At 71.0% G+C, this 12,881-nt stretch carries 10 protein-coding genes; 5 read left to right on the forward strand and 5 right to left on the reverse strand.

Annotated features, from left to right (window positions below):
• Nucleotides 1–12: 12 nt before the first annotated feature.
• From OG444_RS11295 to OG444_RS11310, 4 genes are all read right to left on the reverse strand, one after another.
• Entirely contained in the window at nucleotides 13–672 is a 660-nt protein-coding gene (locus OG444_RS11295; protein WP_327262036.1) for a hypothetical protein, read from the reverse strand.
• 47 nt (nucleotides 673–719) lie between these two features.
• The gene (locus tag OG444_RS11300) at nucleotides 720–1,526 is read right to left on the reverse strand and encodes an ABC transporter permease (RefSeq protein WP_327266739.1); all 807 of its coding nucleotides are present in this window, start codon (nucleotides 1,524–1,526) and stop codon (nucleotides 720–722) included.
• 62 nt (nucleotides 1,527–1,588) lie between these two features.
• Nucleotides 1,589–2,626: an ABC transporter ATP-binding protein gene (locus OG444_RS11305; protein WP_405788572.1), complete on the reverse strand. Its 1,038-nt coding sequence runs from the start codon at nucleotides 2,624–2,626 to the stop codon at nucleotides 1,589–1,591.
• A gap of 28 nt (nucleotides 2,627–2,654) precedes the next feature.
• Nucleotides 2,655–3,962 carry an NYN domain-containing protein gene (locus OG444_RS11310; RefSeq protein ID WP_327262037.1) on the reverse strand — a complete coding sequence of 436 codons (1,308 nt, stop codon included), beginning with the start codon at nucleotides 3,960–3,962 and terminating at the stop codon, nucleotides 2,655–2,657.
• 221 nt (nucleotides 3,963–4,183) lie between these two features.
• Here OG444_RS11310 and OG444_RS11315 point away from each other — a divergent pair, with 221 nt between their 5' ends.
• The gene (locus OG444_RS11315; protein ID WP_181382758.1) at nucleotides 4,184–4,345 is read left to right on the forward strand and encodes a hypothetical protein; all 162 of its coding nucleotides are present in this window, start codon (nucleotides 4,184–4,186) and stop codon (nucleotides 4,343–4,345) included.
• An 84-nt stretch (nucleotides 4,346–4,429) separates the two neighbouring features.
• Here the strand turns inward: OG444_RS11315 and dnaE are convergent, their stop codons facing one another.
• A complete protein-coding gene (gene dnaE / locus OG444_RS11320; protein ID WP_327262038.1) occupies nucleotides 4,430–7,972 on the reverse strand; it encodes a DNA polymerase III subunit alpha in 3,543 nt (1,180 codons plus the stop codon).
• 172 nt (nucleotides 7,973–8,144) lie between these two features.
• On the opposite strand from dnaE, the gene OG444_RS11325 reads away from it, so the two are divergent.
• From OG444_RS11325 to OG444_RS11340, 4 genes are all read left to right on the forward strand, one after another.
• Nucleotides 8,145–9,470, forward strand: coding sequence for a DUF2252 domain-containing protein (locus OG444_RS11325; RefSeq protein ID WP_327262039.1), 1,326 nt, complete (start codon nucleotides 8,145–8,147; stop codon nucleotides 9,468–9,470).
• Nucleotides 9,471–9,508: 38 nt separating this feature from the next.
• Nucleotides 9,509–10,198, forward strand: a complete 690-nt coding sequence (locus OG444_RS11330; protein ID WP_327262040.1) for a hypothetical protein — start codon at nucleotides 9,509–9,511, stop codon at nucleotides 10,196–10,198.
• 48 nt (nucleotides 10,199–10,246) lie between these two features.
• Entirely contained in the window at nucleotides 10,247–11,041 is a 795-nt protein-coding gene (locus OG444_RS11335) for a DsbA family protein (protein ID WP_327262041.1), read from the forward strand.
• Between the two features lie 130 nt (nucleotides 11,042–11,171).
• The gene (locus OG444_RS11340) at nucleotides 11,172–12,833 is read left to right on the forward strand and encodes an alkaline phosphatase D family protein (RefSeq protein ID WP_327262042.1); all 1,662 of its coding nucleotides are present in this window, start codon (nucleotides 11,172–11,174) and stop codon (nucleotides 12,831–12,833) included.
• The last annotated feature ends 48 nt before the right edge of the window (nucleotides 12,834–12,881 follow it).

The following is a 12,881-nucleotide window of genomic DNA, read 5'->3' on the forward strand; positions in this document are numbered from 1 at the left end:
AGCCCTGCGGGATCAGGCGCGGGGGGTCTCCGGGGCCGAGGAGGCGGAGCCGGCGGGCGGCGGCGCCTGGTAGTACCCGCTCCAGCCGTGCACGGGCTCGGGATCGGGCTCCCGCGGCGACCACAACGCGGTCAGCCCGAGGTGCAGCAGCACGGCGGTCATCGGCCACGCCAGCAGCGCCCCGTGCGCGAGCAGCTCCAGCGGCGCGTCGAACGGAACCCCCTTGCCCGCCGCCTTCGCGGCGGCGACCAGGTCCGACGACGGTCCCAGCCACAGCCCGAACCGCCACCCCACCAGCGCGCCGAACACGGCCCCGAGCCCGAGCCCGATCACCAGCGGCACGCCACCGGCCCGGCGCCACAGGAAGGTGCCGACGGCGCTCAGCACGCCCAGCCCGAGCGACAGCAGGAAGAAGGTGCCGTCGGAGGCGATCCGCGCCTCGCTCTCGCTGTCGCGCAGGAACACGGCCTCCCCGTTGGAGACGTACTGCACGCGGGGCGCCAGCCACACCCACAGCAGGCCGAGGAGCAGTCCGGCCAGCCCGACGAGCAGGGCGACGACGGCCCCGTCACGGATGTCCTCCGGGGTGATCGCCCCGGCGGCGGCGCCCGGCTTCTCGGGCGGGAGCGGCGGCGGGTCGAGGGGGGAGGGCGGGGTCACGGCTTCGGTCACCCCCACATCGTGCCAGGTGTGCCCGGCAGCGGCGTCGGCGGACCGCTTCAGCGGACGGCCGCCCGGCGGTACGCCCAGGTCGCGACGGTCAGCGAGAGGACGCCCACGGCCCCGCACACGCCCAGGTCGAAGGCGACGGCGGCCCAGTCCGGTTCCGGGGCGAAGGTACGGGCGAACGCCTCGACGCCGTACGTGGACGGCAGCAGGTCGCGGGCCCACACGATCACGTCCGGCATCCGTTCCGGCGGCAGCACCCCGAGCAGCAGCGCCGCCGACATGCCGAGCTGCCCCGCGAGGGTGGCCAGCTCCTGCCGCGGTGCCAGCAGCCCCAGCGCCGCGCCGAGTCCGGCCAGTGCGGCCCCGGCCAGCGGAACGACGGCGGCCAGGATCCACAGCCCGCTCATCGGCAGCCCGAAGAGCAGACAGCCGAAGACGGCGGTGACGAGGGTGCCGGGCAGCGTGAAGGAGGCGTACGCGGCGGCCGCGCCCAGCACCACGGACGCGGGCGGCACCGGCAGGGTGGCGTAATGGTCGAGCCCGCCGCCGGCCCGCAGCTGCCCGAAGTACTGGGCGAGCAGGTTCAGCGCGACGAAGGCGACGACGAGCACCGAGGACCCGGCGACGACGGCGCGGGCCTCGGATCCCCCGTCGACGACGCCCCGCATCAGGATCATGATCCCGACGGACTGGAAGGTCGCGACGAACAGCAGCGGGATGCGTGCCACCCGGGCGCGGGACAGCTGGGCCCGGTACACGGCGGCCAGGGCGGGGAAGAAGCGCGCGCGGGGCGCCAGCGGTGCGGGCTGCGGTGCCTGGGCACGGCCGTCGTCCGCGGCCGCCGGCGCGGCGCCCACGGCCGGTGACGGCGCGGTACCGGGCTCGAGCACGGCCCGGACGGCTCCCGTGGAACGGTCGCTCACGACTTCACCAGCCCTTTCGTCCTACCGCCGAGGGCCAGGTACACGTCTTCCAGGCTGGGGGTCGCCAGGGTGAAGTCGTCGAGCGCGGCGAATGCGGGGCTCCCGGTGACCGAGGCCACCGCCGCCCTCGCCTGGTCCGGCGCCAGCCGGAGCACCCAGCGGCGCCCGGACTCGACGGCCAGGTCGCGCAGCCGGGCGACCTCCGGCACCTCCAGCGGAGCGTCCTCGCGCCACACCAGCTCCAGCCGGACCTCGCCCGAGACGGTGGCCTTGAGCCCGGCGGGCGTGTCGCAGGCGATGACCTTGCCCTGGTCGACGACGGCGACCCGGTCCAGGACGGTCTCGGCCTCGATGACGTTGTGGGTGACGAGCAGCACCGTCGTGCCGTGCTGCGCGCGCCGCCGGTCGACGGCGGACCACACGGCCCGCCGGGCCAGCGGGTCCATCCCGGTGGTGGGCTCGTCGAGGACGAGTACGGGCCGCTCCCCCACCAGTGCGGTGGCGAAGCAGGCGAGGCGGCGCTGGCCGCCGGAGAGTTTCTTCAGGGCCCGTCCTGCGATCGCGGTCAGCCCGAGTTCCTCGAGCACGGCGTCGCGTGCGGCGCGGGCGGCGCGGACGCCCTGCCCGCGCAGCCGTCCGGTGGTCTCGACGGCAAGCGCCACGGTGAGCTCGTCCAGGGCGGTGGATTCCTGCCCCAGGTAGGCCAGGAGCCGCGCGGCCCGCTCGGGGTGGCGTACGAGGTCGTGGCCGAGCAGGGTCACCGAGCCGGAGTCGGGCCGCATCAGGCCGGTGAGCTGGCGGACCAGCGTGGACTTGCCGGCGCCGTTGGGGCCGAGCAGGCCGAAGATCTCGCCGCGCCGGACGTCCAGGCAGATCCCGTCGTTGGCGCGGGTCTCGGGCAGGGCGGGGGCCCCGCGCCGGCCGCGTACCGCGGGATACGTCTTGACCAGGTCACGCACCGCGCAAATCACGTCCGGCGCCGCTCCTGCGGCTGCCGCCGTGCCTTCTCGCGCCTGTGCTGTGCCCGTACTCACGAGGGAGCAGCCTACGGGGTTCCCGCCCCTACTCGGCCGTCGGGGTCAGCGGGGCGGCGAGGTCGCCGGGGCCGGCTCCGGGCGCGGAGGCCGGTACGGCGGCCACGTGTTCGGCGGCGGCGCGGACGTCGATCTCCCGCCAGAACCCGGCCCTGATGGCGTAGCGGTCGTGCTCGTCGATCTGGTCGTCCTTGTGCGCGAGCAGCCCGAACCGGGCGGCGTAGCGCAGCAGTTCGCCGTCGATCCGGTGCGGGATCCGCGGGTACATCGTGGCCAGCTTCTGCAGGTGCACGGTCTCCGGGAGGCGTTCCATCCAGCGCCGGGCGAACACCTGTCCCACCTCGAACGGGTCGCCGCCGACGGTGGTGATGTCCTCCTCCCGGTCCGCCCAGCGCTGTTCGGCGCTGGTGAGCTGGGCGAGGGTGGGCAGCGAGGCGGTCTCGGCGGGCTCGCCCAGCGGTCCGGCCCGGTCGATCCAGCCCTTGTCGGAGGACCAGCGCAGGGCGCTGGCGGGGGCGTGGGCGCCGCTCGGCGCGGCCTGCGGGCCGCCCTGCTGTCCGGGGGCGCGCAGGGCTCCGGCGAGGTCCTTGGGGGTCGGTACGGGTTTGCCGCCGGGGGTGGTGGGCGCCGGTACGGGGACCCCGCCCGGCTCCTCCTCGCCGGTGACGGCGGCGCCGTTGCGGGCGGCCTCGGCGAGCGCGGCCTCGGGCAGCGGCGCCGAGAGGATGGCGGCGATGTCGGGGCGGGGTGCGGGCGGCGGGGAGCACAGTCCGGTGAGGTCCTTGGCGCGGACGGCCCGGGTGATCCAGGCCCGGTCCAGGACGCGGCGTTCGTCGGCCTCGGCGACGAGGTCCTCGGACTGGTTGTAGTCCCCGTCGGCGGCCTGGACGGCCCACAGGTGGACGGCGACGCCGTGTTCCTTGGCGGACATCAGGCCGGGCAGCAGGTCTCCGTCGCCGGTGACGAGTACGACGTCGGAGCAGGCCCGGTTGCGGGCGAGCTCGGTGAGCTCGGCGTGCATGGCGGCGTCGACGCCCTTCTGCGCCCAGCGGCCGTCGCTCCGGGTCAGGGCGCCCAGGCGGACGGTGACGCGCGGCATGACGCGCAGCCGCCGGTGCTCGGGCTGGGGCACCCGGTCGGGCGCGCCGTCGAACCAGTAGATGCGCAGCAGGGGCTGCTCGGTGTCGGCCTCGGCCCGCTCGCGCAGGCCCTGGATGAGGGCGGCATGGTCGATGGTGATCCGGGAGCGGGAGGGCTCCCCGGCGAGAAGGCTGGCGGCGGCACCCAGCAGGTAGCCGGCGTCCACCAGGACGACGCAGCGGTCCACGCGTTCCACCCTCTTCCCTGGGGGTCCTCTGTGCTTTTCGGCGGGTTCCCCGAGTCTGCCCGACCCCAAGGGCGTTGAAGGCCGGAACTCGATCATCGGCGTGGCGGATCTCACTCCCGACGGGGCGGGGGGCACCGGCTACGCGCAGTAATGATCCAAAATGCGCGGTTTCTGGCCCTGTGTGAGTGTGAAGGCGGTCCTGGCCCCTAGACCCTCACGGAGGTTCCACCATGGCCAAGAACAAGAACCAGAAGCAGCCCGCCAAGCAGCAGCCCCGGTCGGGGCAGGATCCGACCAAGGGCACGTCGGAGACCGAGTCGATGCCCTCCTCGGCGCCGAGCCCGATGGACATGGCGCACAAGCGCAAGGAGAAGAAGTTCGGCCACAACTGACGGCCGTACTCGAACGCGGAAGGGCCCGCCCGGTGACACCGGGCGGGCCCTTCCGCGCGTACTGCCGCTCTCGTGCCCGGGATGCTATCCGGCCAGGCAGGACGGCCCGAGCAGCACCTTGAGGTCGCCGAAGAGGGCGGGGTCGGGCTTGACCCGGTGCTTGTCGAGACGCAGCACGGTGGTGGTGCGGGGTCCCTGGAGCTTGATGCGGACTTCGCTGTTGCCCTGGTGGTGGCGCAGGATCTCGCCCAGACGGGTCACCATCGGCGGGGTGACCTTCACGGTGGGGATGGTGAGGACCACCGGGGCGTTGGTGCCGGCGGAGGAGAGGTCGGGGACCATCATCTCCATGGCGACCAGGCGGGGGACGTCCTCGCGCTTGTCGAGGCGGCCCTTGACGAAGACCACGGTGTCCTCGACCAGCTGGGTGGAGACGAGCTGGTAGGTCGCGGGGAAGAACATGCATTCGATGGAGCCGGCCAGGTCCTCGACGGTGGCGATGGCCCAGGCGTTGCCCTGCTTGGTCATCTTGCGCTGGAGGCCCGAGATGATGCCGCCGATGGTGACGACCGCGCCGTCGGAGTGCTCGCCGCCGGTCAGCTGGGAGATTCCGGCGTCGGTCTTGTCGGAGAGCACGTGCTCCAGGCCGAAGAGCGGGTGGTCGGAGACGTAGAGGCCGAGCATCTCGCGCTCCTGGGCGAGCAGGTAGGACTTCTCCCACTCGACGTCGGAGAACTCCACGTCGAGGCCGAAGCCGGGCTCGTCGCTCGCGTTCTCGTCACCCATTCCGCCGAAGAGGTCGAACTGTCCCTCGGCCTCCTTGCGCTTGACCGCGACCACGTTGTCGATCATCGGCTCGTGGTGCGCGACCAGGCCCTTGCGGGTGTGGCCCATCTCGTCGTAGGCGCCGGCCTTGATCAGCGACTCGACGGTGCGCTTGTTGCAGACGACGGCCTCGACCTTGTCCAGGAAGTCGGGGAAGGAGGAGAACTTCCCCTTCGCCTTCCTGGTCCTGATGATCGACTCCACGACGTTCGTGCCGACGTTGCGCACCGCGGTGAGGCCGAAGAGGATCACGTCGTCGCCCTGGGCCGCGAAGTTCGGCTCGGACTCGTTCACGTTCGGCGGCAGGACCTTGATGCCCATCCGGCGGCACTCGTTCAGGTAGATCGCGGACTTGTCCTTGTCGTCCTTGACCGAGGTGAGCAGGCCGGCCATGTACTCGGCCGGGAAGTTCGCCTTGAGGTAGGCGGTCCAGTAGGAGACCAGGCCGTACGCGGCCGAGTGGGCCTTGTTGAAGGCGTAGCCGGCGAAGGGGACCAGGACGTCCCACAGCGCCTTGATCGCCTGGTCGCTGAAGCCCTTCTTCTTGGCGCCTTCCTCGAAGATGACGAAGTTCTTCGCCAGCTCCTCGGGCTTCTTCTTGCCCATCACGCGGCGCAGGATGTCGGCCTCGCCGAGCGAGTACCCGGCGATGATCTGGGCGGCCTTCTGGACCTGCTCCTGGTAGACGATCAGGCCGTAGGTGACCGCGAGCACCTCTTCGAGCGGACCCTCCAGCTCGGGGTGGATCGGGGTGATCTCCTGCTGCTTGTTCTTGCGCAGGGCGTAGTTCGTGTGCGAGTTCATGCCCATCGGGCCCGGCCGGTACAGGGCCGAGACGGCGGAGATGTCCTCGAAGTTGTCGGGCTTCATCAGGCGCAGCAGGGAGCGCATGGGCCCGCCGTCGAACTGGAAGACGCCGAGGGTGTCGCCGCGGCCGAGCAGTTCGAAGGTCTTGGGGTCGTCGAGCGGGAGGCCGAGGAGATCGATGTCGATCCCCTTGTTGGCCTTCACCATCTTGACGGCGTCGTCCATGATCGTGAGGTTGCGCAGGCCGAGGAAGTCCATCTTCAGCAGGCCGAGCGACTCGCAGCTCGGGTAGTCCCACTGGGTGATGGTGACGCCGTCGGTGTGCCGCACCCAGACGGGTACGTGGTCGGTGATCGTCTCGCTGGACATGATCACGCCGGCGGCGTGCACGCCCATCTGGCGGACCAGGCCCTCGACACCGCGGGCGGTGTCGATGACCTTCTTCACGTCCGGCTCGTTCTCGTACATCCCGCGGATCTCGCCGGCCTCGCCGTAGCGGGGGTGCTGCGGGTCGAGGATGCCGGAGAGCGGGATGCCCTTGCCGAGGACGTCGGCGGGCATGGCCTTGGTGAGCCGGTCGCCCATGGCGTAGGGGTAGCCCAGTACACGGGCCGAGTCCTTGATCGCGTTCTTGGCCTTGATGGTGCCGTAGGTGCCGATCATGGCGACCTTGTCGGCGCCGTACTTCTCGGTCACGTACCGGATCACCTCGACGCGCCTGCGCTCGTCGAAGTCGATGTCGACATCGGGCATGGAGACGCGCTCGGGGTTCAGGAAGCGCTCGAAGATCAGACCGTGGGTGAGCGGGTCGAGGTCGGTGATGCCCATGGCGTACGCGACGATCGAGCCGGCCGCGGAGCCTCGGCCCGGGCCCACCGCGATGCCCTGGTTCTTGGCCCACATGATGAAGTCGGCGACCACGAGGAAGTAGCCGGGGAAGCCCATCGAGATGATCGTGTCCATCTCGTACTCGGCCTGCTGCATCCGGTCCTCCGGAATGCCTCCGGGGTAGCGGCGGTGCATGCCGCGCATGGTCTCCTCGCGGAACCAGCTGACCTCGGTGTGGCCGTCCGGGATGTCGAACTTCGGCATCAGGTTCCGGAACTTGAACATGCCTTCGGTCTCGATCTGGTCCGCGACCAGCCGCGTGTTGGCGCAGCCCTCCTGCCAGGCGTCCGAGGAGTCGATCGCGTACATCTCGTCGGTCGACTTCAGGTAGTAACCGGTGCCGTCGAAGCGGAAGCGGTCCGGGTCCGAGAGGTTCTTGCCGGTCTGGATGCAGAGCAGGGCGTCGTGGGCGCCGGCCTCGCTGGCGTACGTGTAGTGGGAGTCGTTCGTCACCAGCGGCGGGATGCCGAGCTTCTTGCCGATCTCCAGCAGGCCGTCGCGGACCCGGCGCTCGATCTCGATGCCGTGGTCCATCAGCTCCAGGAAGTAGCGCCCCTCGCCGAAGATGTCCTTGTAGTCGGAGGCGGCCTGCACGGCCTCGTCGAACTGGCCGAGCCGCAGCCTGGTCTGCACCTCGCCGGACGGGCAGCCGGTGGAGGCGATCAGGCCCTCGGACCACTTGGAGATGGTCTCCTTGTCCATCCGCGGCCACTTCGTGAGCCAGCCCTCGGCGTACGCGTCGGAGGACAGCCGGAAGATGTTGTGCAGGCCGGTGGCGTTCGACGCCCAGATGGTCTTGTGGGTGTAACCGCCGGAACCGGAGACGTCGTCGCGCTTCTGGTGCGGCTGGCCCCACTGGATGCGCCGCTTGTTGCGCCGGGACTCGGGGGCGACGTACGCCTCGATGCCGATGATCGGCGTGACCCCGGCCTTCTGCGCCGTGTGGAAGAAGTCATAGGCGCCGTGCAGATTGCCGTGGTCGGACATCGCGATGTGCGTCATGCCCATTTCGTTGCACGCGTTGAACATGTCCTTCAGCCGCGCGGCACCGTCCAGCAGGGAGTACTGGGTGTGGACGTGCAGGTGCGTGAACGGCGGCTTTGTCACGGCGCGGGTCCTCCGGGGGCGGGGGTGAGGGGGCAGCTTCGAATCCTACGTCGGCCGGGTGACAGATCGCGGGCACTGAGCGGTACGGTCGGGCGTTGCAGAACCAGGAGGACCGGTCCGGCGTCCAGTCGGTCGGAACCTGAAACAGCACGTGCACCAGGAGGCACCCGCCATGGCGGTCCCCGAGACGACCGACGAGCAGCGCGCCGAGGAAATCCTCGATGTGTTCGACACCGCGTTCGGTGAGCTCCTCGCCGCCGACCCCGCTGCCTTCCAGGTCAAATTCCGCAAGATGGCGGCCTCGGCCTTCGCCTTCTACCGGGGCACGGCCTGCCTCTTCTACTCCGACCTGGAGCGGGACCGGCACGGCGGGCCGTTCCTGGACGAGCGGACGGGCCGGGTGTGGATCCACGGTGACCTGCACGCCGAGAACTTCGGCACGTACATGGACTCCAACGGCCGGCTGATCTTCAACGTCAACGACTTCGACGAGGCCTACGTCGGCCCCTTCACCTGGGACCTGAAGCGGTTCGCCGCCTCCGTCGCCCTGATCGGCTACACCAAGGCGCTCAGCGACGACCAGATAAGCGAGCTGGTGCGGATCTACGCCGGCGCCTACCGGGAGCGGATCCACCGCCTGGCGGCCGGCGCCAAGAACGAGGAAGTACCCTCCTTCACCCTGGACACCGCCGAGGGCCCGCTGCTGGCCGCCCTGCGCTCGGCCCGCTCCCGGACCCGCTTCTCCCTCCTGGACTCCATGACGGAGATACGGGACTACGAGCGCCGCTTCGCCTCCGGCGGGGGCTCCATCGAGCTGGACGCCGCCACCCGCTACAAGGTGCTGGCCGCCTTCGACGGGTATCTGGAGACCCTCCCCGACGAGTCGCTCGTGCGGCCGGACTCCTACCGGGTCAAGGACGTGGTGGGGCGCCGCGGCGTCGGGATCGGTTCGGCGGGCCTGCCCTCCTACAACATCCTGCTGGAGGGGCACAGCGACGCCCTGGAGAACGACGTCGTGATCTACCTCAAGCAGGCGCAGACCCCGGCGGCCTCCCGGCACATCACGGACCGGGCGGTGCGGGAGTACTTCCGGCACGAGGGGCACCGTACGGTCATCTCCCAGCGCGCCCTGCAGGCCCACGCCGACCCGTGGCTGGGGTGGACGGAGCTGGACGGCAGCGGCCAGCTGGTCGCGGAGGTCTCCCCCTACGCGGTGGACCTGGACTGGTCCGACCTGGACGACCCGGAGGAGATCGCGGCCGTCGTCGCGGACCTGGGCCGGGCGACGGCGACCATGCACGGGGCCGCCGACGCGGACGAGAGCGGGCAGACCCTGGTCCCCTTCTCCACCGAGCGGGCCATCGACGCGGCGATCGCCGCCGACGAGAAGGGCTTCCCGGAGCTGCTCGTGGACTTCGCCCACGCGTACGGGGCCCGGGCGCGCGCCGACCACCAGATCTTCGTGGACCTGTTCCGTAACGGGCGTCTCACTCCCTGAACGTCTGTTCCACAGGAACGCATGGCACACTCGCGAGGATGGACGTTTCGGGGACGGGACTCAGAGGGCTGCGGGCCGCGCTGTTCAGCGCGCTCGTCGTGCTGCTCTCGTCCGGCTCGCACGTCCTGATGTCCCGGGTCCCGCTGCCGCCCGCGCTGGTGGCCGGGGCCTTCGCGGGTGTGTTCGCGATCACCTACGCGCTCGCCGGCCGCGAGCGGGGCTTCGGCCCCATCGCCGCGCTGCTCGTCCCGCTGGAGCTGGCCGCCGACACCGTCTTCACCGCCGGGCAGCACCTCTGCTACGGCCCGGCCGGCGGTCCCGTCGCGGGCCCGCTGCGCGCCATCGGTCTGGACGCGCTGTGCGGCGGCACGCCCGTGGGCGGGCCGCTGACCGAGGTCACCGGGCCCGCCGCCGATGCGGCCGCGCTGCTGGCCGCGCCCGGCCCGTACACACCGTGGCTGCTGCTCGGCGCCCACGTCTCGGTGGGACTGCTGGCCGCCGGCTGGCTGCGCCACGGCGAGCGGGCGCTGGGCCGGCTGCTGCGGGCCATGGCCGCCTTCGCGTTCCGGCCGCTGCTGCTGGCCGCGGCTTCGGTGGCGGTGGCCGGCCGGCCGGCGCGGGAGCTGCTGCGGTCGGTGCTCTCGGGCACCAGGGCGCGCACCCGGTTCCCCGCACACTCCGTGGGACGGCGGGGACCCCCCGTGCTCGGCGCGCTCGCCCGCGCCTGACGCACGTACGGCAGTCCCTTCCACACGTCACACCCCACGGAGATCACGATGAGTTCACGCAACAGCCAGGCGAACAAGGCAGCGGCCCGCGAGCGGCTGCGCGCCGAGCGCGAGGCACAGGCCAAGAAGGACAAGGTGCGCCGCCAGGTGACCGTGGCGGGCGGGGTCCTGGTCGCGCTCGGCGTGATCGGCGCCATCGCCTACGGGGTCATGCAGGCCAACCAGCCCTCCTACTGGGAGAAGGCCGCCAAGGCCGAGCTGGTCAAGCCGAAGAACACCGAGGGCGAGGACGGCACCACGGTCGTCGTCGGCAAGGCCGACGCGAAGAAGACCCTGGAGCTGTACGAGGACTCGCGCTGCCCGGCCTGCGCCTCCTTCGAGCAGGCGGCCGGTGAGCAGATCAAGAAGGACGTCGACGCCGGCAAGTACAAGCTCCAGTACATCGGTGCCACCTTCATCGACAACGCCGTCAAGGGCGAGGGCTCGAAGAACGCGCTGAGTGCCCTGGGTGCCGCGCTGAACGTCAGCCCGGAGGCCTTCTTGCAGTACAAGGCCGCGCTCTACTCCAAGGACCTGCACCCGGAGGAGACCGTCGACAGCTTCGCCAAGGACGACTACCTGGTGAAGGTCGCGGACACGGTCCCGGCGCTCAAGGGCAACGCCGAGTTCAAGAAGGCCGTCGAGGACGGCACGTACGACCGGTGGGCGCTGGAGATGTCGAAGACCTTCGACAAGTCCGGGGTGAAGGGCACGCCGACCCTGAAGATGGACGGCAAGAAGATCGAGACCCCGTCGACGGCGGAGCAGTTCACGGCGGCGATCGACAAGGCGCTGCAGGGCTGATCCCTGGACAATCCGGGACGAGCTTTCCGGACGGGCCGCGTCAACAGGCGGGCGAACTCCCAGAGTTCGCCCGCCTGTTGCATTCCCACATCTGTTCCCGCGGGTGTACCCGTCGGTAATATGATCATCCGTGACCAGTCATCTCACCCCCTCCCGGACCACGGCGACTCCCGGTCGCCGTACGGTCGTTCTCGCCGCCGCGGCCACCGCCGCGCTGGCCCCCCTGACCTCGCTGGGCGCCGGGGCCGCCCACGCGGCAGGCACCGCACCCGCCTTCCTGCACGGCGTCGCCTCGGGCGACCCGCTGCCCGACGGGGTCCTGCTGTGGACCCGGGTCACCCCGACGCCGGAGGCCGTACCCGGCTCCGGCCTCGGCCCGGCCACCCAGGTGGGCTGGGAAGTGGCCTCCGACAAGGCCTTCTCCCGTATCGTCGCCTCCGGCTCGGTGACCGCGAGCGCCGCCACCGACCACACGGTCAAGGTGGACGTGCGCGGGCTCCAGCCGCAGACGCCGTACTGGTACCGGTTCACCGCCGGCGCCGCGGCCTCCCCCGTCGGGCGCACCCTGACCACCCCGGCCCACGAGGCGACGACCGAAGGGGTCCGCTTCGGCGTGGTCTCCTGCGCCAACTGGGAGTCCGGCTACTTCTCCGCCTACCGCCACCTGGCGGCCCGCACGGATCTGCACGCGGTCCTGCACCTGGGCGACTACATCTACGAGTACCAGTCCGGGGGATATCCGGAGGCGAAGTACGTCGTACGTCCGCACGAGCCGAAGCACGAGATCGTCTCGCTGGCCGACTACCGCACGCGGCACGGCAAGTACAAGACGGACACCGATCTCCAGGCCCTGCACCACGCGCACCCGGTCATCGCCATCTGGGACGACCACGAGTTCGCCAACGACACCTGGGCCGGCGGCGCCGAGAACCACACGCCGGGCGCCGAGGGCGAGTGGGCGGCCCGCGCGGCCGCAGCCAAGCAGGCGTACTTCGAGTGGATGCCCGTACGCGCCTCCATCGCGGGGACCGTCTACCGGCGGCTGCGCTTCGGCACCCTCGCCGACCTGCACCTGCTGGACCTGCGGTCCTTCCGTTCGCAGCAGGTCAAGGTCGGCAGCGGCGCGGTGGACGACCCGGAGCGCACCATCACCGGGCGCGCCCAGCTGGACTGGCTCAAGTCGGGGCTCGCGGGCTCGGCCGCGACGTGGAAGCTGGTCGGCACCTCGGTGATGATCTCGCCGGTGGCCTTCGCCTCGCTGCCCGCGCACCTGCTGAAGCCGCTGGCCAAGCTGCTCGGCCTGCCCGAGGGCGGCCTCGCGATCAACGTGGACCAGTGGGACGGCTACACGGACGACCGCAAGGAGCTGCTGGGCCACCTGCTGGAGCGCAACGTCAAGAACACCGTGTTCCTGACCGGCGACATCCACATGGCCTGGGCGAACGAGGTACCGGTGAACATGGCCACGTACCCGGGCTCGGGGACGGCGGCGACCGAGTTCGTCGTCACCTCGGTGACCTCGGACAACCTCGACGACATCCTGCACGTCCTGCCGGACACCGTCTCGCTGGTCGCCGAGTCGGCCGTCAAGGCCGCCAACTGGCACGTGAAGTGGCTCGACATGGACGCGCACGGCTACGGCGTGCTGGACGTGACGGCGGAGCGCTCGCAGATGGACTACTACGTGGTGTCCGACAAGCGGCAGCCGGGTGCCACGTCCGCGTGGACGCGGTCGTTCCGGACGCTGAACGGGACCCAGAAGGTGGAGAGGGTCCATCAGCCGGTTCGCTGATTGACCGTCAAATTTCCCGCCACATGGGGCGCCTGGTACATACCAGGC

It is taken from the genome of Streptomyces sp. NBC_01232, from assembly GCF_035989885.1.
GTDB lineage: Bacteria > Actinomycetota > Actinomycetes > Streptomycetales > Streptomycetaceae > Streptomyces.